At 65.5% G+C, this 26,397-nt stretch carries 24 protein-coding genes and 1 pseudogene; 17 read left to right on the top strand and 8 right to left on the bottom strand.

Features of this window, described 5'->3' with window-relative positions; translation table 11 throughout:
* Positions 1-99 precede the first annotated feature (99 nt).
* Positions 100-1,539: a neutral zinc metallopeptidase gene (locus NM2_RS33760; protein ID WP_067677421.1), complete on the bottom strand. Its 1,440-nt coding sequence runs from the start codon at positions 1,537-1,539 to the stop codon at positions 100-102.
* A gap of 66 nt (positions 1,540-1,605) precedes the next feature.
* On the opposite strand from NM2_RS33760, the pseudogene NM2_RS52025 reads away from it, so the two are divergent.
* The 9 genes and pseudogenes from NM2_RS52025 to NM2_RS33720 all read left to right on the top strand — a co-directional run.
* Positions 1,606-1,917 (top strand): annotated as a pseudogene (locus NM2_RS52025) (FHA domain-containing protein); the annotation flags it as partial.
* 417 nt (positions 1,918-2,334) lie between these two features.
* Complete coding sequence (locus tag NM2_RS48120) at positions 2,335-4,812, top strand: ATP-binding cassette domain-containing protein (RefSeq protein WP_157121478.1); 2,478 nt, start codon at positions 2,335-2,337, stop codon at positions 4,810-4,812.
* A gap of 109 nt (positions 4,813-4,921) precedes the next feature.
* Positions 4,922-6,658: a hypothetical protein gene (locus tag NM2_RS52020; RefSeq protein ID WP_245718337.1), complete on the top strand. Its 1,737-nt coding sequence runs from the start codon at positions 4,922-4,924 to the stop codon at positions 6,656-6,658.
* Between the two features lie 214 nt (positions 6,659-6,872).
* On the top strand, positions 6,873-7,316 hold the full coding sequence (gene rplM, locus NM2_RS33745) for a 50S ribosomal protein L13 (protein WP_067677419.1): 444 nt from the start codon (positions 6,873-6,875) through the stop codon (positions 7,314-7,316).
* Positions 7,313-7,855: a 30S ribosomal protein S9 gene (gene rpsI / locus NM2_RS33740; protein ID WP_157121475.1), complete on the top strand. Its 543-nt coding sequence runs from the start codon at positions 7,313-7,315 to the stop codon at positions 7,853-7,855. The genes rplM and rpsI overlap by 4 nt, the downstream gene beginning before the upstream one ends.
* Before the next feature lie 488 nt (positions 7,856-8,343).
* Complete coding sequence (gene glmM, locus NM2_RS33735; RefSeq protein ID WP_067677417.1) at positions 8,344-9,711, top strand: phosphoglucosamine mutase; 1,368 nt, start codon at positions 8,344-8,346, stop codon at positions 9,709-9,711.
* 130 nt (positions 9,712-9,841) lie between these two features.
* Positions 9,842-10,165 (top strand): hypothetical protein, encoded by a 324-nt coding sequence (locus NM2_RS33730; protein WP_067677415.1) that lies wholly within the window; start codon positions 9,842-9,844, stop codon positions 10,163-10,165.
* Positions 10,162-11,625 carry a hypothetical protein gene (locus NM2_RS33725; RefSeq protein WP_067677413.1) on the top strand — a complete coding sequence of 488 codons (1,464 nt, stop codon included), beginning with the start codon at positions 10,162-10,164 and terminating at the stop codon, positions 11,623-11,625. The genes NM2_RS33730 and NM2_RS33725 overlap by 4 nt, the downstream gene beginning before the upstream one ends.
* The gene (locus NM2_RS33720) at positions 11,612-12,610 is read left to right on the top strand and encodes a DUF8176 domain-containing protein (RefSeq protein WP_067677411.1); all 999 of its coding nucleotides are present in this window, start codon (positions 11,612-11,614) and stop codon (positions 12,608-12,610) included. Before NM2_RS33725 ends, NM2_RS33720 begins: the two co-directional genes overlap by 14 nt.
* Before the next feature lie 8 nt (positions 12,611-12,618).
* Here the strand turns inward: NM2_RS33720 and NM2_RS33715 are convergent, their stop codons facing one another.
* The gene (locus NM2_RS33715) at positions 12,619-14,265 is read right to left on the bottom strand and encodes an ABC-F family ATP-binding cassette domain-containing protein (RefSeq protein WP_067677409.1); all 1,647 of its coding nucleotides are present in this window, start codon (positions 14,263-14,265) and stop codon (positions 12,619-12,621) included.
* Between the two features lie 148 nt (positions 14,266-14,413).
* Between NM2_RS33715 and NM2_RS33710 the strand changes: the two genes are divergently transcribed.
* The 7 genes from NM2_RS33710 to NM2_RS49575 all read left to right on the top strand — a co-directional run bounded on the left by NM2_RS33710 (position 14,414) and on the right by NM2_RS49575 (position 20,135).
* Positions 14,414-14,608, top strand: a complete 195-nt coding sequence (locus NM2_RS33710; protein WP_067677407.1) for a PspC domain-containing protein — start codon at positions 14,414-14,416, stop codon at positions 14,606-14,608.
* 114 nt (positions 14,609-14,722) lie between these two features.
* Entirely contained in the window at positions 14,723-15,040 is a 318-nt protein-coding gene (locus tag NM2_RS33705; RefSeq protein WP_067677405.1) for a DUF6802 family protein, read from the top strand.
* Positions 15,041-15,259: 219 nt separating this feature from the next.
* On the top strand, positions 15,260-15,595 hold the full coding sequence (locus NM2_RS33700; protein ID WP_067677403.1) for a hypothetical protein: 336 nt from the start codon (positions 15,260-15,262) through the stop codon (positions 15,593-15,595).
* 33 nt (positions 15,596-15,628) lie between these two features.
* Positions 15,629-17,434, top strand: coding sequence for a hypothetical protein (locus tag NM2_RS33695; protein WP_067677401.1), 1,806 nt, complete (start codon positions 15,629-15,631; stop codon positions 17,432-17,434).
* 38 nt (positions 17,435-17,472) lie between these two features.
* On the top strand, positions 17,473-18,000 hold the full coding sequence (locus tag NM2_RS33690) for a hypothetical protein (RefSeq protein WP_067677399.1): 528 nt from the start codon (positions 17,473-17,475) through the stop codon (positions 17,998-18,000).
* Between the two features lie 135 nt (positions 18,001-18,135).
* Positions 18,136-19,500 (top strand): hypothetical protein, encoded by a 1,365-nt coding sequence (locus NM2_RS33685; RefSeq protein ID WP_067677397.1) that lies wholly within the window; start codon positions 18,136-18,138, stop codon positions 19,498-19,500.
* A gap of 17 nt (positions 19,501-19,517) precedes the next feature.
* Positions 19,518-20,135: a hypothetical protein gene (locus NM2_RS49575; RefSeq protein WP_157121474.1), complete on the top strand. Its 618-nt coding sequence runs from the start codon at positions 19,518-19,520 to the stop codon at positions 20,133-20,135.
* Positions 20,136-20,185: 50 nt separating this feature from the next.
* On the opposite strand, the gene NM2_RS33680 is transcribed toward NM2_RS49575, so the two are convergent.
* Positions 20,186-21,019 (bottom strand): YbaB/EbfC family nucleoid-associated protein, encoded by an 834-nt coding sequence (locus NM2_RS33680; protein ID WP_067677395.1) that lies wholly within the window; start codon positions 21,017-21,019, stop codon positions 20,186-20,188.
* Positions 21,020-21,354: 335 nt separating this feature from the next.
* Between NM2_RS33680 and NM2_RS33675 the strand changes: the two genes are divergently transcribed.
* Positions 21,355-21,570, top strand: coding sequence for a hypothetical protein (locus NM2_RS33675; protein ID WP_067677393.1), 216 nt, complete (start codon positions 21,355-21,357; stop codon positions 21,568-21,570).
* Between the two features lie 283 nt (positions 21,571-21,853).
* Here NM2_RS33675 and NM2_RS33670 read toward each other — a convergent pair whose 3' ends face one another.
* The 5 genes from NM2_RS33670 to NM2_RS33655 all read right to left on the bottom strand — a co-directional run bounded on the left by NM2_RS33670 (position 21,854) and on the right by NM2_RS33655 (position 26,247).
* Positions 21,854-22,615, bottom strand: coding sequence for an ESX secretion-associated protein EspG (locus NM2_RS33670; RefSeq protein WP_067677391.1), 762 nt, complete (start codon positions 22,613-22,615; stop codon positions 21,854-21,856).
* A gap of 162 nt (positions 22,616-22,777) precedes the next feature.
* Positions 22,778-23,836: a hypothetical protein gene (locus tag NM2_RS33665; RefSeq protein WP_067677389.1), complete on the bottom strand. Its 1,059-nt coding sequence runs from the start codon at positions 23,834-23,836 to the stop codon at positions 22,778-22,780.
* A gap of 122 nt (positions 23,837-23,958) precedes the next feature.
* Entirely contained in the window at positions 23,959-24,459 is a 501-nt protein-coding gene (locus NM2_RS33660) for a hypothetical protein (RefSeq protein ID WP_157121473.1), read from the bottom strand.
* A gap of 45 nt (positions 24,460-24,504) precedes the next feature.
* A complete protein-coding gene (locus NM2_RS48115; protein ID WP_169816287.1) occupies positions 24,505-25,032 on the bottom strand; it encodes a DUF3558 domain-containing protein in 528 nt (175 codons plus the stop codon).
* A gap of 450 nt (positions 25,033-25,482) precedes the next feature.
* Positions 25,483-26,247, bottom strand: a complete 765-nt coding sequence (locus NM2_RS33655; protein ID WP_084531832.1) for an ESX secretion-associated protein EspG — start codon at positions 26,245-26,247, stop codon at positions 25,483-25,485.
* Positions 26,248-26,397 lie beyond the last annotated feature (150 nt).

The following is a 26,397-nucleotide window of genomic DNA, read 5'->3' as shown; positions in this document are numbered from 1 at the left end:
GGGCGTTGTCCCGGGGTTGATGGAACGAGGTGCGAGAGGTCGTGTCTCGGTGGGAACCGGAAAGATGTTGTCTCGGGCTGGATCTCGTTGGTTCCCGGCTTACGCGTAACGGGATTCGCAGGTGTGCCGGCTGCCCAGGACTCCGGCGCGGAAGGCGTCCACGCGCGAAAAACCGCTGGGGACAGTATTTCCCGCGATATCACTGGCGGCGAGGCCGTCGTTCAGCAGGCCGGAGACGGCCTTGTCCAGATCGCCGGGGGACAGGGCCAGATCGCCGTTGGCTACGGTGCGGGTGGGGCTGGCGAGTTTCGCGGTGATCACGCCCGACAGGCAGGACGCGCGCAGGCCCGTCTGCGCGCCCGAGAGCCGCTGGTGCAGATTGTTCTGCACCGCAAGGGTGTACCGGGAGATGAAGACGATGTAGGCGTTGTAATCGCCGCCGATATGGGTCGGGAAGTTGTCCTGATCGCCGGTGTTCGCAGCCGCGCGGGCGGCGAGGGCTGGTACGTCGGTGCCGATCGTGTTGGTGGCCGGGCAGTAGGTGACCGGTTCGGTGTCCGTGGCGTCGGGGCAGCCCAGTTTCGCGCCGCGATAGTCGTAGGCGGGTTCGGTGGGCACCGGCATGATCGAGCTCATCGCCTTGCCCAATTCGACGAGATTGTGCTGGGTGACGGGCAATTCGCCGTGATCGGCATCGTTGCCGTAGGACTGCGGGAGGTTCTTGCGGCGGCGGGTGACGTCGTTCATATCGATGGCCGCGCAGCTCTTCGGGCCGTCGGTGAAGCCGATCTGCACGGCGGTCACCCGTTCGAAGGCCGAACCGTGCACCGAATCGGGATCGCTCGGATCCGCGTCCCGGATCGCCACCGTCGCGGCCAGCACCTTGTTCAGGCCGTCGGCGGTGTTGATCGTGAAATGCTTTGCGCGGCCCTCGGCGACGTGCCGCATGAACGCCCCGGCGAAGCAGTCGGCCTGCTGCTCCTTGACTATCACCGGGGTCCGGCCGGTGACGAGTTCGGCCTCGGTCTGCACCGCGTGGCCGTACTCGTGCGCCAGCACCATCACCACCGACATCTTGCCGAACGCGTTCGTCATCGTCGGCAGCAGAACGCCTCGGTCCCAGCCGATGGAATTGTCCAGGCGGCAGTACGCCGCATTCACCAGATGCAGTGTGGTCTGCTGGCAGAACCGACTGTCCTGGGTCTGCTTGGCATCCCAGGAGTAGAACTTCGGGACCGGGGCGAAGGTCCCGGAGAAGTCCTTGGAAAACTCACTGCGCCAATAACTTTGGATGTCGTCGATGGCGTTGAGCGCCAGCTTGTCGTACTCGCCCCCGGTCGCGCCGTCAGCGGTCAGGGCGCTGTCCGCGACGCCCGCGCGGGGTCCGCTGGGGCCGCTGGTGGTGGGCAGTCCGGCCACCTGGAACGGGTCCTCGTAGACCGAGACGGCCCGGCCGCCGACGGTCGAGGTGCAGCCCGTCAGCGTGAGGACTGTCAGAATCAATGCGGAGACCGCGGTTGTCACCTGGTGTTTCGCCACACGTGCTCCCTCCCCTGGGGGTCGCGGTTCAGTTACGGGCCCGCACACCCCGGGCTCGCACACCCTATGCCCGTGGGAAATTGTGGTGCCCTGATACCCGGCCTTTCGCATAGTATCCGGCACATGTCATCACCGGGGGCGCAGAAGATCACCGTGCGTCATGAGGGAATCGATCGGGGCTTCGAGGCGGGGCAGCAGATCACCATCGGCCGCGCGCCCGAGGTGACGTTGTTCGTCGACAGCCCTTTGGTTTCCCGTGTGCACGCGATACTCAGCTGGCAGGGCGGTACCTGGGTGCTGTCCGACAACGGCAGTACCAATGGCGTATTCGTGGACGCGCAACGGGTCACGGGTCCACTGCCGATCGGCCGGCCGATGCAGGTGCGGCTGGGCGACGCGGTCACCGGGCCGCTGCTGCAACTGACGCCGCAGGTGGGGCAGCGTCCGCAGCAGCGGCCGGGACCCGGGCCGCAGGATCGGCAGTCCGGGGCGCGTCCCATTGCGCCGATGCCGCCGCAGGGGGTGCCGCCGGTGCCGGGGCAGATGGCGTCGCCGCAGGTGGGGCAGGCGATTCCGCCGCAACGTCCGCCGATGCCGCCGCAGCCGCCCGCGCAGCAGCGTCAGCCGGTGCCGCCGCAACGTCCACCGGCTCCGCCGCCGCAGGGACAGGCGGTTGCGCCGCAGCGTCCGCCCACCCCGCCGCAGGCTCCCGCCGTTCCGCCACAGGCTCGAGGGGTTTCGCCGCAGGGCCGGTCCGGTCCGTTGCAGCAGCAACCGGCCCCGCCACAACGTCCGATGACGCCGCCGCAGCAGAATCCGCAGCCACCCCAGGGTGCGCCGCAGCGTCCGTTGGTCGACCGGTCGAATCTGCCTCCACAGCAACAGATTTCGCCGAAGCAGCCGGTCTCTCCGCAGCAGCCGGTTTCACCGCAGCAGCCGGTTGCGCCGCCGCAGCAGAATCCGCAGCCACCCCCGGCTGCGCCGCAGCGTCCGCCGGTCGATCGGTCGAATCTGCCTCCGCAGCAACAGGTTTCGCCGCAGCAGCAGGTCTCTCCGCAGCGTTCGGTTCCCCCGCAGCAGCCGGTTCCTCCGCAGCAGCAGGTTCCATCGCAGCAAGCGGTTCCGTCGCAACAACAATCGGTCTCGCCGCAGCAGCCGGTTCCGTTGCAGCAATCGGCTCCGCCACAGCAATCGGCTCCCGCGCGGCAAGCCGCGGCGGCCAATACCAGTATGACCGCGAAGGCCGACGCGTCGATGCGGCCGCCGCCGGTGCGCACCTCGGTATCCAGCGCGCCCTTCGCCCGCGCGGACCGAATTCCCGCGGGCGGCTTGAACATCGGCCGCACCAGCGACAACGAGATCGTGGTGAACGATCCGCTGGCCTCGCGCCGGCACGCGCGCCTGGTGCAGGGGCCCGAGGGGCTGGTCATCGAGGACGTCGGCTCGGCCAACGGCACCTTCGTCAACGGCCGCCGCGAACAGCGGGTCGCCCTGCGCGAGCGGGACATCGTCACGATCGGCAACATCGACTTCCTGGTGCAGGAGGGCACGCTCGTCGTGCGCCAGAAGCCGGTCACCGAGCAGGGCCTGGACGTGCACGGGGTCGGCTTCACCGTCGAGGGCAACAAGCAGTTGCTGGTCGATGTGAACATGCAGGCCGGGCGCGGCACCCTGACCGCGCTGATCGGCCCCTCCGGTGCGGGCAAGTCCACGCTGTCCAAACTCATTGCCGGAGCGACGCATCCGTCCGCGGGCGTGGTCACCTTCGAGGGCCGCGACCTGCACGCGGAATACGAGGCCATGCGCAGTCGTATCGGCATGGTCCCGCAGGACGACGTGCTGCACCGTCAGCTCACCGTGCGGCAGGCCCTCGGCTACGCCGCCGAGCTGCGACTGCCGCCGGACACCTCCAAGGCGGACCGTCGCGAGGTCATCGACGGTGTGCTGCAAGAACTTTCGCTCACCGAACACGCCGACACGCGCGTCGACAAACTCTCCGGCGGTCAGCGCAAACGCGCCTCGGTGGCGCTGGAACTGCTCACCGGCCCGGCCCTGCTGCTGCTCGACGAGCCGACCTCGGGCCTGGATCCGGCGCTGGACCGCCAGGTCATGACCATGCTGCGGGAACTGGCCGACGCCGGTCGCACCGTCATCGTGGTCACCCACTCGGTGGCCTGCCTGGACATGTGCGATCAGGTGCTGCTGCTCGCGCCCGGCGGTAAGACCGCGTACTTCGGTCATCCGGGCGGGGTAGGCGCGTTCCTGGGCACCAGCGACTGGGCGGAGATCTTCGCGCAGGTCGCCGCGGATCCCGATCGCGCCTTCGCGAACTACCGCGCCAAACAGGCCGCGGTACCGCCCCCGCCGCCGCCCGCACCGCGCGGCGATCAGGGCAAGCCGCCGAAATCCAGTGCGCGCAAACAGTTCTCGACGTTGTCGCGGCGGCAGTTCCGGCTGATCCTGGCCGACCGCGGGTATCTGATATTCCTGGTGCTGCTGCCGTTCGTACTGGGTGGGCTCTCACTGGTGGTGCCCGGCACCAACGGCCTGGCCATCGGCCCGCTGTCCCAGGTGAGCGATGGGAAGGGCAGCATCATGTTCGTCCCCGACGGCGGCCGGGAGAGCGAACAGCTGCTGGTGGTCCTGATCCTGGGCGCGTGCTTCATGGGATCCACGCTCACCGTGCGCGACCTGGTCGCCGAACGGGCGATCTTCCATCGGGAACGCGCGGTCGGGCTGCGGCCGTGGTCGTATCTGATGGCCAAGGTCGCCATCTTCGGTTTCGCGGCGCTGCTGCAATCCGCGGTGATGGTGGGGATCGTGCTGATCGGCAAGAAGCAGCCCGGCCACGGCACGCTGATCCCATCGGGCAACGTGGAGCTGTACGTGGACATCGCGGCCACCGCGATCGCCTGTGTGCTGATCGGTCTGGCGCTCTCGTCCGTCGCGAGATCGAACGAGCAGGTGATGCCGCTGCTGGTGGTGGTGATCATGGTCCAGCTGGTGATGGCCGGCGGCGTGATCCCGGTGACCAATCGCGTCGTACTTCAGCAGGTCGCCTGGCTGTTCCCCGCGCGATGGGGATTCGCCGCGGGATCCTCGACGGTGAACATGCCCGCGTTGAATCCGCTCGACAGTAGTGCGGCCACCGATACGCTGTGGAAGCACACCTCGCACGTCTGGTGGCTCGACATCGGCATGCTGGCCGCGCTCACCCTGGTCCTCACGATCCTCACGTGGTGGCGGCTGCGGCTGAAGAAGTCCTCGGCGTGAACGGTATGAACGTCAGTTGTTGTTGTCCGCATCCCGCGAAACTGCGGCGACCAGGCAATAAACCCGCCCGGTCGCGCGTGTCGCCGAAGAAGAAGGCACACTTGTGCGTGTGACGGCTCGAGTTGGGGCGGTACATCTCGGATGGGATGTGGTGTCCGTGGCCGGCGGCGGCGGTGGTACGCCGATCCGCCCGGTCCAGGTGGAAGGCACATACACGCCGCCCGCGTATCTGCTGGCGGACGCGTCCGGTCGCCTGCATACCGCGGGCGCCGACCGGGGGCGTTCGGATCTGGGTATCGCCGTGGCCGACGTGCGGGACATCATCGGCCACAAGCAGATCCGCATCGCGGGCGCGACCTGGCCCTCGGAACTGGTGTTCCGGGCACGGCTGTACAACCCGCTGGCCGCCATCGGTAAATACGTGCGCGGCAAGCCGGACGTCATCGCGCTGCCGTATCCGGACGACTGGCCCGACGAGAAGATCGACGAATACGCCCGGCTGGTCGAGGAATTGGACGTGACGAGCGAGCCGCTGCCCGAATCGGTGGCGTTATCGGGCTACGTGCGCGCCATCGGCCTGGTCCGCCCGCCCGATGCCGGCGGCCGGGCCACCAGCGCGACCGGCGTCTACTCCGACGGCCGGATGTGCCTGGTCGTCTCGGTGAACGGCGACGACGAGCGGCCCACCGAGTCGGTCGGCGTGCCGATCGCACCCGATGCCATGCGCGACGCGCATCACGCCGACAACGTGGTGATCGAGGTGATGGCCGCGGCCCGTTCGATCGGCGCGGACACCTCGAGGGTGCTGCTGTCCGGCAACGTCTGCTTCAACGACGCGTTACGGCTGGCGTTCCAGAATCATCTCGGTCATCGCTTACACGTGGCCGACCATCCGATGCACGCGCTGGTGCTGGGCGCGGCGCACCTGCTGGTCACCGACAGCGAATACGCCGACGAGGAGCCCGATCAGGGCTATGGGCCCGAACCCGCACGCCCCGGGGGTCCGGGCCCGGTACCGCAGGGGCCCGGACAGGCGGCGACCCCGCCGCGTCCGGACCAGGGTCGTGCGGTCAATCCCGGTCAGCAGGGTGGCGGACCCGCCCCGGGCAATCCGGCGGGCGGATATTCCGGCTCGACGGGCGGGCACGGCGTGGTGAATTCGGCCCAGGCCGAGGAGGAGTCCGCCGCATCCGAGGGCGGGCGGCACGGCTGGCGTGGTCCGGAGCGGGCGGGGCAACTCACGAGTGCGCGTCCGGGTCAGCAGGGCCCGCGGCACGCGGCGCCCGAGGAGGGCGAGCAGACCACCGTCGTCGTGCGCGATCAGGTGTCGAACGTGCATCCGGGCGTTCCCGCGATGGGCGGCCGGATGACGAGGCCGCCGGGTTCCCCGGCCGACACGATGCAGACGACGAAAATGAGTTCCGACGGCGAACCGGCCGGTCCGCGGGCGCGTCATCCCGAGCCGTCGGCCGAGCCGCAGGGTACGGCCGAGCAGTCCGGCCGGGTGTGGAACAAGGTGAAGGACAACCTGTTCGGCGCTCCGACGATCGTGGGCGCGGTGGCGCTGGCGGCGCTGGCGGTACACGTCGGCGTGGATCCGGGCGGTGCGAGCCGGTCGGGCGGCGCGAGCGCGGCCGGGGGGCGGTCGGCGACGGATCTGGTGATCGCGTCCGTCGAACCGGCCGGGGCGCCGCAGGACTGTCCGGGGATTCCGAATGCCAGCACGGAACCGGGCCCGGGTGTTGAGCAGGTCGAGGGCTGCGCCCGGTTCGGCATCGACAACCTGCACTATCTCGTGCCGACCGTGCCGGATGATCTCGATCAGGGTCCGCCACTGCACGTCTGAGCCCGGGCCTTTTCGTGCGGGTGGGCGTTCGCGCAGGTGGACGCCACAGGTCCGATTTCGGGCGCACGATGTCCGACTGGTATCGTTGCCCGCTGGCGTGCGATACGTCGCGATTTGTTCGCGTCGTGCCACGAGTCCCGGGTCTCCGCTGGCCGCCGGGGTCACTCGATCGTTCGCCGGGCCGGTAGAACACCACGACAGACAGGGAAGAACTGTGCCTACGTACAGCCCGAAGGCGGGTGACGTCACCCGCCAGTGGTACGTCATCGACGCCACTGACGTAGTGCTCGGACGCCTTGCCGTGCAGGCAGCGAATCTGCTGCGCGGCAAGAACAAGCCGACCTACGCCCCCAACGTGGATGGTGGCGATTTCGTCATCATCATCAACGCCGACAAGGTTGCCGTCTCCGGTAACAAGCGGCAGGACAAGAACCTGTACACCCACTCCGGGTTCCCGGGCGGCCTGAAGTCCCGGTCTGTCGGGCAGCTGCTCGACACTCGTCCCGAGCGGGTCGTGGAGCGCGCCGTGAAGGGCATGATCCCGAAGAACAAGCTCGGCAACAAGATCGCCGGCAAGCTCAAGGTCTACGGCGGCCCGTCGCATCCGCACGCGGCCCAGCAGCCCATTCCGTTCGAGATCAAGCAGGTGGCCCAGTGACCGCTCCTGAGGAATTCAACGAGGACTACGTGGCCGAGGACGCCGCGGTCGAGGAGACCCCGGCCGAGGACGCCGCGGTCGAGATCGTCGACGAGGGCGCGGGCTACGAGGAGTCCTACGAGGAGTCCGTCTCGGTCGCCCCGATCGTGATCGACCGTCCCGTGCAGACCGTCGGCCGCCGCAAGGAGGCCGTGGTCCGGGTGCGTCTGCTGCCCGGTACCGGCCAGTTCGTGCTCAACGGCCGTCCCATCGAGGACTACTTCCCGAACAAGGTGCACCAGCAGCTGGTCAAGTCCCCGCTGGTCACCGTCGAGCGGACCGAGGCGTTCGACGTGCACGCACGCCTGGTCGGCGGCGGCCCGTCGGGTCAGGCCGGTGCGCTGCGCCTGGCGATCGCCCGGGCACTGATCGAGGTCACCCCCGAGGATCGTCCCGCCCTGAAGCGGGCCGGATTCCTCACGCGTGACCCGCGTGCGACCGAGCGTAAGAAGTACGGTCTCAAGAAGGCCCGCAAGGCTCCGCAGTACTCGAAGCGCTGAGGCTCTATTTTTGGCCTCCGCTCCGCTCCGGCGTGTTCGCGGCCCCCTGAGTCTCGCCGTTCGGCCCCGTGTCGGGCACTCGTTCCTCGCACCCGCCACGCGTCCGAACGGCGAGACGGGCCGCGAACCTTCGGGTTGGCGTTTATCCGGGTGGGCGGGCCTGGGTGAGCGTTCGGGGTGCTTGTCGGCCTTCGTAGCCACGCGTCCGAACGGCGAGACGGGCCGCGAACTGGCTTGTTGCCGTGATGGTTCGTGGCCACGGCAAGACGGGCCGTGAGTTCGCGGTGTGCGCGGAGGCCCGGGTCCGGCTCCCCGGGTGGGGAGAATCGGGAGTACGGTCGACTCGGCACCCGCACGAGAGCAGGCACCCGATCCGATTGTCCGCGATCGGATCGGGTGCCTGCTCTCGTGCTGTATCGACAACGGTTCCGCTGAATCCCCACGCGGGTGCACCGGATGCCGTAATCAGACATTGAGGGGCATTGGAAATGGGACGTTTGTTCGGCACCGACGGAGTTCGGGGGCTGGCCAACGGTTCGCTGGGTCCGGAACTGGCACTGCATGTTTCGGCCGCGGCGGCCCAGGTGCTCAGCCGCGGCAAGTCGCGTCCGACGGCGGTGGTGGGCCGTGACCCGCGGGCCAGCGGCGAGATGCTCGAGGCCGCGGTGATCGCGGGCCTGACCTCCGCCGGGGTGGACGTGGTGTCGGTCGGCGTGCTGCCCACGCCCGCGGTGGCCTATCTGACCGCGACCTACGACGCGTGCCTGGGCGTGATGATCTCCGCCTCGCACAATCCCATGCCCGACAACGGAATCAAGATCTTCGCCGCGGGCGGCCACAAACTCGACGACGCGATCGAGGACCGCATCGCGGAGTTGGTGGCCGAGCGTGATTTCCTGCGGCCCACCGGCGCCGGGATCGGCCGGGTGCTGAGCCTGTCCGGGATCGACGGCCGGGTCGAGGAGCACTACAGCCAGGCCGGGATGCACGAACGCTATGTCGAGCATCTGGTGGAGGCGACCGGCCGCGACCTGAACGGCCTGACCGTCGTGGTGGACTGCGCGCACGGCGCCGCCTCCGACGTCGGCCCGGCGGCCTATCGGGAGGCGGGCGCGCGGGTGATCGCCATCAACGCCGAGCCCAACGGCCTGAACATCAACGACCGTTGCGGCTCCACCCATCTGGACGCGATCCGCGACGCGGTGCGCGAACACGGCGCGGATCTCGGCCTGGCGCACGACGGCGACGCGGACCGCTGCCTGGCCGTGGACGCCGCGGGCGCGGTGGTCGACGGCGACGCGATCATGGCGGTGCTGGCGATGGGTATGCGCGAGGCGGGCGAACTCGCGCGCGACACGCTCGTCACCACGGTGATGAGCAATCTGGGCCTGCACATCGCGATGCGGGAGGCGGGAATCACGATGCGCACCACCGCGGTCGGCGACCGCTACGTCCTCGAGGAGCTGCGTCGCGGCGGGTACACGCTGGGCGGCGAGCAGTCCGGGCACGTGGTCTTCCCGAAGTTCGGCACCACCGGCGACGGCCTGCTGACCGGTTTGCGCCTGCTGGCGCGCATGGCCGAAACCGGCCGGAGCATGGCCGATCTCGCGTCCGTGGTCGAGACGGTGCCGCAGGTTCTGGTGAACGTCCCGGTCGCGGACAAGGTCGCGGTCGCCGAGTCCGGCGAGGTTCGCGACGCGGTGCTCGAGGCCGAGCGTGTCCTCGGCGAGTCGGGCCGGGTGCTGCTGCGCCCCAGCGGAACCGAGCAACTGGTGCGAGTGATGGTCGAGGCGACCGATCCCGATCGGGCCCGTCAGTTGGCCGATGACCTGGCCAAACGCGTCGCCGCGGTGTGATCGCGTACCGAATCGACCAGGTTGTCCGGTGCGTGATCGGGTGATCGGAGAGCGTTTCGGGTCGGGGCCAAGTATGGTGGACTCGACTCATGATGCGACAGCGAGAGCTTGATTTCCGTGAGGGGGAACAGTGGACGCGCTGAAGCTGGATCCGGCGGCGATGGCCGCCTACAAGACCGTTGCCGACAACGTCTCGCAGCAGTTGGCCTCCGCGGCCGTCGCCGCGGGCGGCGCGGTGAATCCTGACCGGCTCTCGGCCGATCTGGGTTTGGTGGGAGCGGAGTTCGCGGCGCAGTTCACGGCCGCGGTCTCGCAGCATGTGCAGGCGCTGTCCACGGCGGGCCAGCTGGTCCACGCCTACGGGCAGGTACTGCGCGATTACACCTCCGATATGCAGGATTCCGATGCCGGCACCGCGTCCGCCATCGCCAAGACCGGGGAGACACTGGTATGAGGCGAGCTCCGGGGCTGAAGCGGCGGCCGATCCCCTCCCGCGTGACGAATCCGGCGACGACGACCAGCTCCGACGGCGTGGATCCGCCGATCATCGCGCGTCTGGTGCAGCCGATGCTTGCGTTGCGCAAGTCGCTGGGCACCGGGGTGAGCGTCCCCGACGCGAGTATCGTGCGGGCGCTGACGAGTTCGTCCACCCAGGCCGCCGACACCGAGGCTCCGCATCGCGACGGTATGCATGTGCTGGAGTCGACCTGGTCGGGTCCCGGCGCGGATGCGGCCGTTCCGGCGTTGCGCACCACCCAGACCCAGATCGGTGACATCTCCGATCGCGGCCCGCAGTATCTGGCGGTGCTGGGCGATGCGCAGTCCACCAGTTACCGGGCCGCGCAGAAGGTGGACGCGATCATCGCCGATTTCCGTCGCGACGCGCGCACCATCCTGAACAACGCCAAGGCCGCGCCCGACACCGATGCGGTGATCAACCGGGCCAGCCAGGCATTGCGCGCGGCCATCACCGCGGTCGACACCGCGAAGACCGAAATGGCCTCGCACACATCGAAATTGAGGGCGATGGGCCCGCTGACGGTCACCACGCCGGTCGATCTGGTCACGGACCAGTTCTCCGGGGACAGCACCCCGAGCTATTCGAACGACCACTCGACCTCTTCGAGCGACTACACGCCGAACAATTTCTCGAACGACTCCAACCTGCTCGGTAACTCGTACAACGGCACCTCGTTCAACGGCGGTTCGTTCAACGGCACCACGCCCGCGTTCTCCATGAACGGCACCGGCACCGGTCCCCAGCTCGATCCCGCCGCGGCCGCGCAGTTGCAGTTGCAGGAGCAGCTCATCGCGGCGGGTGTGGATCTGGGGTCCTCGGCCATCAGCGCCGGGGTCAATATCGGCACCGAGCTGATCGATAAGATCGCCGAGGTCGGCACGCACACCGTGGATACCGCGGCGCAGGTGGCCGAGCAGGCCATTCCGCAGCTGATCAATCCGAAGGCGAAAACCGACGGGACCAATGGCACCGGCGGCACGGACGGGACCGGCGGCACCGATTCGAGCCTGTTCGATTTCGGCGGGTCGCAGTCCACCACGGCCCAGCCGGCGCAGAACTCGCATTCGATCATCCCGCCGGACCAGGGCGGTTCGGACTCGAGTGCGTCCGATCCCGGCACCGCCGCGCCGAGCGGCGACACCGCGTCACCCGGCACGAGCGTACCGGCGCCCACGGCGAAACCGGTTCCGCAACCGGCGACCCCCGCCCCGGCCACCTCGGAGCCCGCACCCAGTCAGTCCGGTCCCGCCGCGGGGCTGGCGCTGCCGCCGTCGGCGGGTACGGGCGGCGGTGATTCGAAACCGCGGGACGGTCAGCTCGGTGTGACGGCTCCGGCCGCGGCGCAGATGGTCCCGACCGCCGTCATCGGCGATCTGGGCGATGACGAGATCTGATTCCGAAGAGCCGGATCAGCCGGATCCCGGGCAGGACAATCCGTTCGACCTGGGTCTGCCGATGCTGCGGCCGCCCGCGCGGCAGGCTCAACGGCGTCGGCCCGGCCGTCGTGGCACGACACGTCGTCGGCGGCCGCCGTCGCGTCCCGCGCCGATGCCGATTCCGGGGACCGCCGATCGGTCCGGCGACTGGGAGGAATGGCTGAATCAGGGTGCGCGGCAACCCGATCCGCCTCCCGTGACGCCGACCAGCCGGATGCCGGTCAGGGAATACGACTACAGCGACGAGAGCCCCGCGCGGGCGCCGCAGATCGTCGATCGCTCCGGTGGGAGTGCGGGTTCCCGGCTGCGCCGGTCCCGTTCGCGCCGCCCCGACGACCGGGTTCGCCGCGACAAGGTGTTGAGCCTGCTGATCCTGGTCGGCGTCGGCATCGTGATCATCTCGGTGGTGCTGACGGTGCTGCACACCGGCAAACGCACGCGCAACACCACCACGGCGGCGAGTGTGCCCGCGGTGGTGGAGGATTCGGCCCCCGCCGTGACGCCGCCGGTCACCGCCGCGGCATCCCCGGCGCCGATCGCGACCGCCGACTGTGAGCACCGCCGCGACGCGGACGAGGTCTCCGGCACCGATCCGGGCGGCACGAGTTCGGGCCCCGACGCGATCCTGGCCTTCGAACGCGCCTACTACGTGCAGCGTTCCGGTTCTGCGGCGCGTGCGGTCGTCACCGACGACGCGACGGTGACTTCGTCCTTGGGGTCCTCGGCCTTTCCCCCCGCCGAGAATATTCAACGCGGGATCAATCAGATCCCGGTCGGCACTCGCTACTGCGTGCAGGTCACCCGCGGCAGCACCGACGGCAGCCAGTGGGAGGTCCGCCTCACCCAGCAGAAGCCCGGCGAGCAACCGCACACCTTCACCCAGATCGTCACCACCCGAACCATTTCCGACCGCACCCTGATCGCCGCGATCAAGGAGGGCTGAGCGCGCGGTCAATCCTGGGCGAGTTGCCCGTCGGTCATCCGCCAGCGTCGCGTCGCGCGGACGGTGTTCAGCATGCGGCGGTCGTGAGTGATGAGAATCAGTGTGCCGGTGAAGGATTCGATGGCCTGCTCGAGTTGTTCGATGGCGGGCAGGTCCAAGTGGTTGGTGGGCTCGTCGAGGATCAGCAGGTTCACCCCTCGGGCCTGGAGTAGCGCCAGGGCGGCACGGGTGCGTTCGCCAGGGGACAGGGTGTCGTTGGCGCGCAGCACATGTGGCCCGCGCAGCCCGAATTTGGCAAGCAGCGTGCGGACCTCGGCCTCGGGCCAGTCGGGCACCTCCGCGCCGAACGTATCGGCGAGCGAGGCGTTTCCGCGGAACAGTCCGCGCGCCTGATCGACCTCGCCCACGGCCACCGCGGAACCGAGCGTCGCGGTTCCGGTGTCGGGCGCGATCTTGCCGAGCAACACCGCCAGCAGGGTGGATTTGCCGGATCCGTTGGCGCCGGTCAGCACGATGCGATCGCCCCAATCCACCTGGGCGGTAACCGGTCCCAGCGTGAAATCGCCGCGCGTGAGGCTCGCGCCGGTGACGGTGGCGACCACCGAACCGCTACGCGGGGCCGCGGCGATCTCCATGCGCAGCTCCCACTCCTTGCGCGGCTCCTCCACGACGTCGAGGCGTTCGATGCGACGCTGGGTCTGGCGCATCTTCGAGGCCTGTTTCTCGGTGGATTCCGCGCGCATCTTGCGGCCCGCCTTGTCCGAATCGTTCTTGGCCTTGCGGCGGGCGTTGCGGACGCCGTGTTCGAGCCAGTTGCGCTGCATCGTCGCGCGTGCCTGCAGACCGGCCTTGGTGTCCGCGTAATCCTCGTAGGACTCGCGGGCGTGGCGTCGGGCGATCTCGCGCTCGGCCAGATAGGACTCGTAGCCACCGTCGTACACCCCGACCTGCTGCTGTGCCAGATCCAGCTCGACGATGCGATTCACGGTGCGCGCCAAGAACTCCCGATCATGGCTGATCACCATCAACGGCACCCGCACCCTGGCCACGAAGTGCTCGAGCCGGGCCAGCCCGTCCAGATCCAGATCGTTGGTCGGCTCGTCCAGCAGCAGAATGTCGAAGCGGGACAACAACACCGAGGCAAGTCCCGCCCGCGCGGCCTGCCCACCGGAAAGGCCTGTCATCGGGGTGTCCAGGCCCTGCGGCAGGTTCTCGATCAGGCCCAGTTCCGCGGCGACCTCCTGCGCCCGCTGGTCCAGATCGGCCCCGCCCAGGGCCAGCCAGCGTTCCAGGGCCGCGGAGTAGTCGTCCGCGTCGTCGGGAGCTTCGGCCAGGCGTTCGGCGGCGATATCCATGATGCGTTGTGCCGCAGCGACTCCCGTGCGCCGGGACAGGAATTCAAGCACGCTCTCCCCAGGCACGCGCTCGGGTTCCTGGGCGAGATAGCCGACCGTCGCGTCGGGCGGGCTCAACGCGATCTGCCCCTCGGACGCGTCGCCGTCGGACAGCATCCGCAACAGCGTCGACTTCCCGGCCCCGTTCACCCCGACCAGCCCGATCACATCGCCGGGCGCCAGAATCAGATCCAGATCGCTGAACAGGACGCGTTCACCGTGTCCGGCGGACAGGCCGCGGGCATGCAGCGTCGCGCTCACGAGTGCGGTCCTCGACCGAGAAGCTTGCTCACGTCCATGAGTCTGCCGTGTTCGGGGTTGTACCCCGAGATCGGGCCCGTGGAAATCAGGGTGCGCATCGGTCCTGGTCCCGATGTGCGTTCGGGTGCGAGGGTTGCACAGTGGAGATATGACATCCAGTGATATGCGCCGCCTGACCCGTTCCCGCACCGACCGGTGGATCGCAGGCGTCTGCGGCGGCCTGGCCGAATACTTCGGCTGGAACGCCACCCTCATCCGCCTGCTGTTCATCCTGTCGTGCCTGCTGCCCGGACCGCAGTTCCTGATCTACCTGGTGCTGTGGGTGGTCATTCCGAAGGAGTGAGACCCGCGTATTTCGCGAGTTATCCACAGGACTTGGGAAGGAGGATGCGCGTCGGGCGGGTCGGATGACAGGATGGAACCACTTCCCTGCCGGACCCCATCCGAGGAGCTGTACATGGTCAATTCGGGCGACCTGCCGGGCCTGGACATGCCGGACGTCGACGCGCATTCCGATCTCGGCGGCCTCGGCGCCATCGAGCTCCACCACCCCACCCAGGATCTCAACGCCGACCACATCCCCGATGCGGAGACCGTTCAGGGCCCGCACTCCGTGGACGTGTGGAGCGATCTGGACCACGACGGCTTCGCCGACCACGTGACCGCCGTCGACAACGACGGGGACTATTCGGCGTGGGAGTTCCATCACAATGCCGACGGCACGACCGAATGGGTGCGCACGGATCAGGGGCATCTGGGCGATCACAAGCACTGAGCCCGGCGAGCAGCTTCGTGTGACGGGGTGGGACATGCTGTGGTGCGGTGACATTCGGTTGGCGTGGACGGATTGCCGGACCTGTTCGTATCGCCGACTCCTATGATCGGACGGGAACCGTTCGTACGCCGTGTACGTCCAACTGGATAGGGCGCTCGCGGGCCGAAGGATCGGCGGGCCTTTTTGCCAGGACCGGTCGGGGAGTGGAGGGATACAGCGATGGCGAACGCGCCGTTGGACGTCAGTACGGACGATCTGGCCAAACTTGCTGGACACATGAAGGATTCGGCGACGACCGTCGCCAATCAATCCAAGGCGGTGAGCAGTCCGGACCATCTGTTCGGCACGGGACGCAACGGCGCGGAGTGTGAGGCGGGGCGCGCCTATGTTGCGCAGGGCACCGCGATCCACGATGGGCTCCAGCACATCGCCGATTGGCTGAAGCACTGGAGTGACGCCACTACCGCAACCGCCAATTCGCTCGGAGCATCGGCGATCGCATACGGCTGGACCGATGGCTATAACGCTGATCAGATATCCGATGTCGATAAATAATAGGGTCTACGGACGGGGAGTGTAGGCGGGATAATGGGAGCGAGCGACGCCGAGCGTACGGCCAATGCGGGGAAGTCCGTAGACGATATTCTGAACTGGGGTGCCGATGGGGGAATCGAGTACTTCGTGCAGTTCTATCCGTTGTATGCGCAGATGTACACCGGGCCTTATAAATCCAAGGGAGAGCTCGAGGCTCGTTACGACGAACAGCGTGGCATGAATCTGGTAAAACTCGAGGGGACTCGCGATGCGTTGTCGACCGCTCTGAAAGAGGCGCAGACTCAGTTGCAGACGCAGCAGAACTGCACGACTCGTCTTCAGCAGGTGTGGAGCGGTGGTTCGACATCGTCGACCGCGCACGCGATGGTCGCTGATCAGGTCAAATACGCGGGGAACGATATCGAGGCGGCACAGAAGGCCGTCGAGGCTATCAGTGCCATGATCACCCAGGTACATGATGCCGTTGTCGACAAGGCGTCCGTCGTCTACCACATTCCGGAGCTGGACGGCGGGAAGCCGAAGTTCGAGATCGATAAGAGAAGCCCCAGCGATATTCAGATGCTGATCGATATCTGTAAAGCCAGAGAATGGGTCAGCAAGGAGCAGGTCGAGGCTCTGGACGGCTGGTTTGCTGATCGCGCAATTCTTCCGTATGAACATCGTGGTGGCGACAATTTCGCGAAGAAACAGGCTGACGACGAGAATGATATTTCTGAGGACCCCGGCAAAATAACTCAGATATCGGCGCAGTACTGGATGGACAAGATATTCAAGCCCGAGCTGGATGCCAAGCTGGGAATTTTCGATGGTGCGTGCACCGCTGCCGATAATACGATCAATCAAAGTTACAAACTCGTCACCGATGCGATGAACGCGGTGCACGACACCAGGTATCCGCGCCCGGCGACCACGTCGGCGCCCGCACCATCCCCCTCGCCGTCACCGTCACCGTCGCCTTCCCCCTCTCCTTCCAAGTCGACGACCACCGCATCGACGACGGATTCGGGCGACAAGACGACAACCACGTCGCCCACGAATACCAACACCAACAACTCGAACAGCAACAACTCCAACCTCAGCACCACGCTCTCGAGCCTGGCGAGTCAGGCGAGTTCGCTGACCAGCACCGCCTCCTCGGCATTGAACGGCCTGGGGAGCACGATGAATTCGGTTGTGACACAGGGCGAGAGTGCGATCAGCGCGCTGTCCGGTCAGATCGAGAAGGGGATCGATGGCGTCCTGAAGTCGGCGAGCGGAGCGTCGGGCGCCTCGGGGAAGTCGCTTGCCGAATTCGATGTAGCCGGAAAGCATCTGAAGGTCGGGCTGGGCTTGCAGGGTGGTCTGGCGTTGAACCTGTCCGACTCCGCCGGAGACGACAAGACCTACACGCTCGAACTCGACGAGCACGGAATGCCGGTCATCTCCACGCAGGAGCATGGGGCGTCGGGCCCCCACAGCGCGTCGGATGCCCAGGGGGCGTCGGGGTCGCACAGCACGTCGGATTCCCACAGCACGTCGGATTCCCACAGCTCGTCGAGTTCCCACAGCTCGTCGAGCTCGGACAGCACGTCGGAATCCCCAGGCGCATCCGGCGGTTCGTCGTCGACGTCCCCGGACTCCGGCAACCAGACGAGCAATCAGCCGTCGAGCGACCAGCACTCCACCACCGAGCAAACCGAACACAAGACACCGAGCGCCGACACCGGAACAACCGTCAACCCCGGAATCGCCACGCAGAAGAACCAGTCCGAGGACGATCGAGCCAAGCCTCAGACCACCCCCTCGCCCGCGAAGCCATTCGACAGCGGCGCAGAGCTTTCCGAGGCGGGCCCGCTGTGATCTACGCCGGCACCGACTGAACACGGAGCGTTGAAATCGTGGACTACGCCGCTGAAATCGAGCGCATCGGAGCGGAGAACCGACGCCGCATGTCGATGCTGATGGATGAGCTGAACGAGGCCAAACTCCAGACCGAGCGCAATGCCCAGGCGTGCGCCGAGTGGTTCGCCGCGGAGGCGAGCCGCGAGCGAAGCGAGCGCGAGCAGGCCGCCCGGTCGGCGGCCGACGAGGAACGCGAACGCCGAGCAGCCGAGGCCCGCGAACAGCAGGAGGCAGCGGCGGCCCGTCGCGAAGCGCAAGCGCGGCAACAGCACGCGGCCCCGCGAACGACCCCCGTGCGAAGGGCCAACGACCCGGCGATCCAACAGCACTACGAGCAGCCTCGCGAAAGCCCGGAGCCGACCGGACCACTCACCGAAGCCGAACGCCGCGAGGCCGAACTTCGCGAACAACGCGCCGCCATCGCCCGCGCCGCCGCCTTCCGCAAGGCCAACGACGTGGTCCGCCCGGTGGACGACGAAGACGAGGACGACGAGTACTACCGCCGCAAGAGCTGGCTGGTCTGAAGAATCCGGACAAATGCCCGGAGTATTACGCCATTCTTCCGCGAAACATGTTCGGTACCAGGTGAACTGGCCCTTCGAAGGTGGTGTGCGGTGGGGTAACGTGAGTGAGTTCGAGCGATAATTGAAGGGGGTCGCGTGGCCACTGATGTGAAAGTGCCACCCAGCGAGGACTTCTCGGGATTCTGCGGCTTGGTTGCCAAGCAGGGGGAGCATTTCGGGCCGATGGTGGCCTGGACCGGGAAGCAGTGTTCGGACGTGGACGGGCTGGATGGGCTGTTGACGTTGCTGAAGCCGACCGTCAAGGGGGTGGCCGAGCAAACCGGCGATCTGCTGAAGCAGTGTCAGACCGGTATGGGGACCATCAAGGACAAGGTCAGCACCGTCGACCGGGAATTGCGGACCGAGGACGAGAAGAATGCCGCCGCGCTGAAGCAGGCGTTTCCGGACATGGTCTCCGGTGTTCCTGATATCTCGACTTTGGGCACGCCTGCGGGTGAGCAGTTGAACTTCAATGATGAAGCGGTGGAGCTGAAGGAGCCGTCGGAGACCAGCAGTACGAAGTCGTCGCTGCTCACGGGCGTTGCTGCGGGGTTTATCCCCGGTGCCAAGGACAAGAGTAAGCCTTCAGTTCTCGATAATTTGAAGGATAATCTCAAGGAAAAAGGCCTGGATAATAAGTGGGAAGGTGTCAAAGGCACTGGTATTACTCAGGCGAGAGAGGTTCTGAAAAAGCAGGTAACAGGTGAAGGTAATTCCATATGGATTGCTGACAAGGTGTTCAAATTCGTCACTGGACACAGCTTTATCGATTTGATTTTCAAACCGTTGCTCGGTGATTGGGATCGCCTGATCTATCTGCATGATGCATATGACACACTCGGTGACGCATGTTATACGGTGGCCGGAACTCTCCGCAAGGGATCCTGGAAACTCGGCAGCGAATGGCAGGGTGATACGGCTAGTGCATTCGATTCGTACATGTTCCGCTGGACGAACGGAATCGGTGGAATCGGAGACCGAGCCAAGGTCATCGCGGGCGAATACAAAAAAGGACACACGATCATTCTCTCCATCGTGCAGTTGGTCGTCTCTTATGCAAGTCAGGCGCTGGACAAGGAAATAAAACAATTGGCCTTGGATGCCGAGAAGACTGCTGCGGTCGACGGAGCTATAGAGGTAATCGGTGGCGGTCCGGAAGATCCGCTTGCGGATATCGTCGCCGGTGTCTTCACTGCCGCGCGGGCAGTGCAGCTCTATAAGGATGTCAGAATGGTGGTAAACGTTATCGAGCAGATCGATAACTACTACAACACGATCAAAGAGACGGTGGAAGAGATGAAGTCGGTGATCGAGAAGATGCAGCATCCGGATTTCTCGGGGAACCAGAGCGTCGGTAGCCTGATTCAGGATGTCGAGCAGCACGGTTTCGACTTCGAGAAGCAGAGCGGCTGGGCAGCCAAGGATGGCGTCAACCGCACCGGCTACCTTGCGGCGCTCTGAGATCGACGGGGAATCGGATGTTCGAGAGCGCAACGGAATTCAGCGTCAAGTCCAGGTTTCTCGGTAGACGCCGCTGTGACATCTTCGTTCCCGGCGTGCGGGAGCCGGTTGCCCGAATGGAACGAAAGAATCGTGACGAGCATGGAAAAAAGATTGCGAAGAATTACCTTCGTATCTCTATAGGCTCGAAATTCGAGCACACGATCGGTTACATCGGGCCTAATCGGACAGCGTTCGATGCCACAGATCGGAAGATCGGGGCCGTATTGTTCGATGGTGGATTCCCGAATGGACTGCTTACTGCCGAATTCGAGCAGATCGGTTCTGGAACGCTCAATCGTGAGTATATTCGAAAGAAGGGTAAAGGGATCACTCGTCGATCCGGGAAGCCCCGTCGTCTCGCGATGATCAGAGAGGAATTCGGAAAGCATACGGCGCGATACGCGAGTAACGATTGTGCAGGATTCACCGTATCGATCCCGCGACGGGGCGCACCGGCCGAATTCTCGGTACACGATAACCGGGTGAGCAGACTGTTGATGCTTGCTACCTTCGAGGAGGAGACGAAGCGTGGGCTCTATGCCGTTATCGGCTGGTCCTTGTTGATTGTCGTGCTCTACCCATTCTCGCGGTGACTGTCAGACCGACACGTACCGCCGGTTTGACGCCATAGGCTTGCGGGGGATCACACCAACCACGACTGCCGAGGCTGCCCGTAGCCGTCGTCTTCGTCCCAGTCGGACGGTCCGACGATCTGGTCGCGGTTGGGTTTGCGGGTGCCGGGAACGACCCGGTTCACCGGGGGAGGGGGAACCGGTGCCGGGCCAGGCGCGGGCGGTTGCGGAGATGTGGCCGGTGCCGGAGGGCTCTGCTGGTCCGCCACCTCGTGGAGGGGAAAGAACTCGTCCATGTTCGGAATATCGGCCAGGTCGACTTCCGATTCCACTGCGCCGATACGGGTTTCGTACATCTGGCGCGCCGCGCGTTCGGCGGCCTCGGTGATCGCCCCTGCGAGTTTTCCGACCGTGCCGCCGCGGTAGGCATCGGGGGAGATATGCACGACCGCAACGATTCCCAGGGCATCGACGCCGACTCGGGCGGTGCGATCGGTCGACGCGGCTTCGACGCCGGACTGGCCGAGCCGCGCAGACGCGTTGGCGGAGTGCGTGACTCGTGGTTCATCGACGGCCTCGCTCAGCTCCCGGCCGATCTCCGCGAGCGGCGCCGCGGCCGACTTCGCACTCTGCCGGACCTGGCGAGTCGCCTGCTGAGCCGCCTCGACCACCGATCTGCCGAGGTACTGCGGAGTACTGCGACGGAATGTCTCGGGCGCCAGTGTCACTCCGGTGATCGCACCCGTGGGACTCACAGTCACTTCGACCAGGCCGTCCGTGGACCGAGCCTTCGCGCTGAGAGTTGCGAGCTGCCGTTGAGCAGCCTTCAGATCGGCTTCCTTCCGATCGATATCGGCGAGGATCGCATCGAAATCGATCGCCTCGAAGTCGGCTTCTTCACCCATCGGAACTCCCACACCCTCGGCTACTTCGCTCGATGATAGCGTCGGCGACGGGATGCCGAGCACCAAGCCGCGGTGATCGGAAACACCCTGTGCAACATCGGAAATCGAGGGAACCGAAGAAGGTTTCCATGCGTCCGAGTAGGCATGCGGGCTGTAGCGACGGCCCGGCAACCTACCGACCGATACGCCGGGCATCCATGTGAGACATAGTCTTAGCAATCATTGCATCGCGGATTACTCGCGGCTCGAAGCGTCGTCGGCCACGCGCGGCGGACGATAGCAAGTAAATTTGGGGGAGATACGGCGTAATGCTTGGAGAATCGGTGGGTTGGATCGTGGCCGAGCTGGTCACGGATCGTGTCGACGGTCACCTCGACAGGAAAGAAGACCGTGAAGGGAAGCTCGGCGTACCGGTTGTCACCGTGGTGCCGACGGTGGCCGGTACCTTCGCCGCGGTCGGATTGCTGCTGGAACGAAAATACAATCCTTCGGGCGGTGTACCGACCTGGCCGGGCGCCTTGCAGGGGTGCGTTTGGTGCTCGTACTGCTGATTGCCTACAACCTGCGTGCCAGTGGGAATGCCCGGCGCTGTGGATGGATGTCCGTTGGTTTCACGCTGGCCATGATCTTCAATCTGTTTCTGATACTTGTCGATGGGCTTGCCCTGGTAGCTGCCTGGCTCGGACACACCATCAACGCGCTCATTTCGATGGGCGGAGGTCAGACCACGCCTGCCGGGTTCGTCTGGGGCCTGAGCGCGCTCGGTGCTGTCGGGTTCTGGCCGACCTGGTCATCGCGATCGCACTGCCGATCCGCGGCGGAGGCTGAACTGAGTTACCAGCCTTCCTTGAACTCGTCCTCGTGCATCCGTTGCATGGCGCGCTCGATCCAGGCGCTGAACCGGCTGGTCAGGTCCTGGGGTGTGGCGGGGCGGACGTTGATGTGCTCGTCTTGCAGTAGTTTCAGGTAGCGGCCGTCCGACAGGTCGTACCACTGAACGGTATTCGTCGGTTGGGGGCTGGCGTTGAAAGAGCCTACCTGGAGGCGGGCCCAGCCGCTGCCGTCACCCTGACCGGCGAGCATTCGCCGGTATCGTTCGGCGGGGCTGTTGCCGCGGTTCGTCGGTCGAGCATCGCGAATGTCGGCGCGGTGCACCATGATCGGCGGTTGGGTACCGGCCTTTCGCGCGGGGATGGTGGCGACCAACCGGGCCGGAAGGTTTTCCGGGCGGCACAGGCGCAGCTGAATTTTACCCTCCACCTTTCCCCGGGTGAACTGGCGCAGGATTGCCGCGTGGTAGATGTTCCGGGCGCCGATGATGCGATATTCGTACTGGATGCCGCAGCTACCCGGGTATTTCGTTGTGCTACCGAGGATCGAGATCCGCATATCCGAATTGGTCAGAGTGTCTATCGCTAGTTGGATCCGCTCGAGCTCGCCCTCGTCGTACTGTTGGCGTACTGCTGCTTTATTCGCGTTGAACTCGTCCCAGTAGGGGAGGTGGGGCGTGTAGCGCAGGATGTTCGGGATGCGATCGTTCGCGTCGCTGTACCACAGACTGGCGAAATCCTCGGGGCTCCATGCCCACTCAGCCATTCAGCGTTCCCATCAAGTTGTTCTGTCTATGCGTCGGCGTATCGGCCGCGGATTCCGTTTATTCGCAACCGCTTTGCGCACGAACCGGAGACTGGCGGATGTCGGCTGCCAGCCTCCGGTGAATCGGTTTGTGCCGTAACGGTATTCGGTACGGTTGTGTGGTTACTGGTGGTGCGGTTCGTCGTTGTATTCGGGATCGGCGCCGATGACGCCACCGGGGAGGTTCACCCGTAGTTCACCGATCCACTCTTCGAGGTGGTCGGCATTGACCAAGTAATCGGCGGTTTTGTGCTCGCGGTCCTCGCCCTTGCCATGGCCGCCAGTCATACCGCCCATGCTCGCCAGGCCGGATGTGCCGGTATCGGTGCGATATGCCGCCGGGGCTGTATTCCGCGCGGCGCTTTTCGTTCCGGTGGAAGGGACGCCCTGACCAGTGCCGCCCGATGTCTTGCCCGGTTCGCTGCCGCCACCGAAACCACCGGCGCCACCGGTGCCACTGCTGTAACTGCTCGGCTCGGTCGACGCCGCCGACTCGAGTCCGGTCGGATGAGTGGATGCAGTGGAGTCGGCCGGATTACCAGTGCCGGTGCCGGAATTGGTGCCAGCACCGGAATTGGTGTTCGCCGGTACGGTGGAGTCCTTATCGGTGGACTGGTTCTGATTGTTGGCGCTGTTCTGCTGTGAGTCGTTCTCGGTCTTGTTGTTGGTGGTGGTGTTGTCGACGGCCGTGAAGGGATTCATATCGACGCCGGGGGTGACGTTCTTACCGGGTGCGATATCCAGCGAATGGCTCGCGGCGGTGGGCTTGGGCAGGATGGGGATGGTGGTGTCGATCCTGTTGAGCGGCTTCACGTAGAGGTTCTGGTATGCCTCCCACGCCTGCTGACGGTCGGCGCCCTGCTTATCCTCCAGGCTGAATCGGTGCGGCGGCCAGAGCCACGAGGTTGCGTCGATGTGGATGCCCTGGGGCATCGCCTTCTTGGCATTCACTACCGCCTCCGCGGCGGACACGATGTGGTTGGCGAGGGTCTCGATCGGTCCGGTCAGCTGGTTCGCGTCCGTGACGTAGGTCTGGATCGTGGTCTTGGCGGCCTCGGCCGATGCGCCCTCCCAAGCCTCGGAGAAAGAGCGGACGATCGAGCGGGAGAAGGTATTCAGGCCCTGCTGCCACAGGTTTGCCGCGGTCTCGAGATTGCGAGCCATACTGTACGCGTCGTCCACCGTCAGAGAGTTGAATGCGTCGTATAGCTCGCCGTCCCGCCAATTCGCGCTCGTCGGGCCGCCTGCTGGGATCTTTCCGGGTGACTCGTAGCCGAGTGGTGCATCACCGGTCACTGGTCAGCTCACTTATTCTTCGCGGGGAGATGTGTGGCGTGGAAGGTGTTAGATCGAACAGGGCTCTGCTGCGGCAGCGATGATACGAGCTGGTTGTATTTCGCGGCCTGCTCGGAGTCGTGATCCGTGATTTGTTTGCGTATTTCCTGATAAGTTTGCTTTATATCTTCCACTATCTTCTTGTGGGTGGTCATGATCGCGTATAGATTGTTGCCGATTGGATCGCTGTCGTTACGGGATTTCTGCCGATACCATTCGACGACTTTCTGTCCGGATATCAGTTCCCTGTCGCCTTCGTGAAAGCTTTCGCCCAGCCCCCAGTGCTCCTGGCGGGAGATTCTGTCAGCTAGTGTTCGGATCTGGTCGATGACGTCGAGGAATGCCTGGCAATCGCGGTCCAGATAGACGAACTGCTCGAGATCCATCCGCACCCTGATGTTCCCGGCTTCGGCTTCACTGATCATATTTGCCAGCGGGTGTGATGCGGATGGTGCGTTATCGTCTGCCATGGGTTCCCTCCCGGTGAAATGAGTTTCCGATCGCATTTCTGATGTTCAAATGGATGATGGAAGAGGGGGGACGACTCGGTTGGCTATTTCACGCGCCATGTCGCATGAATTTTTGTTGCCCCCCACGGAATCGTCCGCAGGGTTCGTCAGGAAGAATTCGAGGGTTCCGCCTTTTATCTCGACATTGACCGTGCACTGCTGCATGGGATGGTCGGGTGCTTGACGGCTCGAGATCGCCCTGCGATTCCCTATCGTGAATTCCTGTGTGTCCTGATAATGCTGATCGCGGATCATATCAATGGTCGCATTGGTGACCTGAATTGCAATCCCGTACCAGTTCGACCGGACCCACTGGCAGCCCTCCCATTTAGTGCCGTTCGCGCTGTTCTCGGACGGAATAGACGAATGGAGCTGAAAGTCGTTCAATACGTTCTGCGGGATTTGTGTGCACGGGTCGTATCCCGTGGGCACGTCGGGCGCGATCGCGGCGGACGAACTACTCGACCTCTCGCTGGCCGGTTGTGAACCGCTCGGCCCGCACCCCGCCACCAGCAGAGCCGCACTGCCGATCACAGCCCACACCCGGGCCGCATTCCCCCAACTGCTCATCTCGTCCCTTCACCACCCGGCATTTGGGCTGTCCAGATCCCGGTGTGACTCCGGCTCCCGTCCCCGTTCAACTCGCGCTCACGGTACCGCTCCAGAACGAAGCATGCAATCCGGGGATTCCATACTGGAAGGTTTGTGCCAGGGCGATTCCCGGCTTCAGCGACGCTGGCGTGGATGGTAACGGCTCCGATCCGGGCGGGATCAGAGCCGTTGCCGTAGAAGGCAAGTCGTGGTTACCGGTGATTGAAGTCCCCGTCCGGTGCGGCCACGCAGCGGGTCGAGCGTGCGGACAGCTGATCGCGGAGTGTGCGGCGGCGTCGCGGCAGAGGCTGTCCGTCGGCGCACAGCTGATCCGGTGGGGGTCGCTGCCGCAGTCGGCCGAGAAAATAGTTGCCTGGTATCGGGTCTCGCTCTTTACCAGGTATCGGGTTCGTCTTCGCGGAAGCGGTTGAGGGACTGGTCTATCCAGGTGGTGAAGGTGGTGGTGAGGTCCTGGGCGCCGGCGGGGCGGATGGTGATGTGTTCGCGGGACTGCTGCTGGGTGTAGCGGCCGTCGCCGGGGACCTCGAACCAGCCGATCGTGTACCAGGGGTTCGGGCGCTGGTAGAGCGGGCCGGTGAGCAGGCCCGCGACACCGCTGCCCGCGAGCCGGGCGGTGAGTCGTTCGAAGCGTTCGCGCGGGCTGCGGCCGTGGCCGCCGTGCCCGTGCTGTGCGCTGAGATCGGTGGTGTGGAATATCTCGGGTTTGGTGTTGCCCGCGGGTGCGGCGGGGATGACGGTCGCCACGCGGGTGGGTAGTTGTTCGCTGCGGAACAGCCGACAGCGAATCGGGCTGTCGATGCCGTCGGCGGCGGTCTGGGTGAGCATGACCGAGTGCTGCGGGGTGCGGGCCCCCAGGATTCGGTATTCACGCGGTGTGCCGTTGCCGAGAGCCGTTGAATGACCGATGATTTCGATGCGCAACTGGCACGTGGACAGGGTATGCAGGGCGAGCTCGATCTGCTCGGTCTCTTCGGCGTCGTAGCGGGCCCGGACCGCGGTGCGATGGGCGGCGACCTCGTTGTTGGTGGCCAGAGTGCTGGTGTAGCTGAACGGGTCCGGGATGCGATCGTTCGCGTCGCTGTACCACAGCACCGCGAAATCGTCGGGGTCCCAGCGCCATTCGGGCATCGAGGTCATCCAATCTCATCGTGCGCCGGCCGTTGTCATCGCGCGTGATTCGTGCGGCGAAATCGGTTGTGCGGCCGGGTAATCGGTCGTGCGTCGGGCAGAGGTTGTGTTGCCGTGCGGCGTTCGCGCTTCGGGAGATGACTCGCGTTGCGAGTGCTG

The organism is Nocardia miyunensis NBRC 108239 (genome assembly GCF_001613065.1).
In the GTDB taxonomy this organism is placed as follows: Bacteria; Actinomycetota; Actinomycetes; order Mycobacteriales; family Mycobacteriaceae; genus Nocardia; species Nocardia miyunensis.
This window is presented reverse-complemented; position numbering and strand designations above follow the sequence as displayed.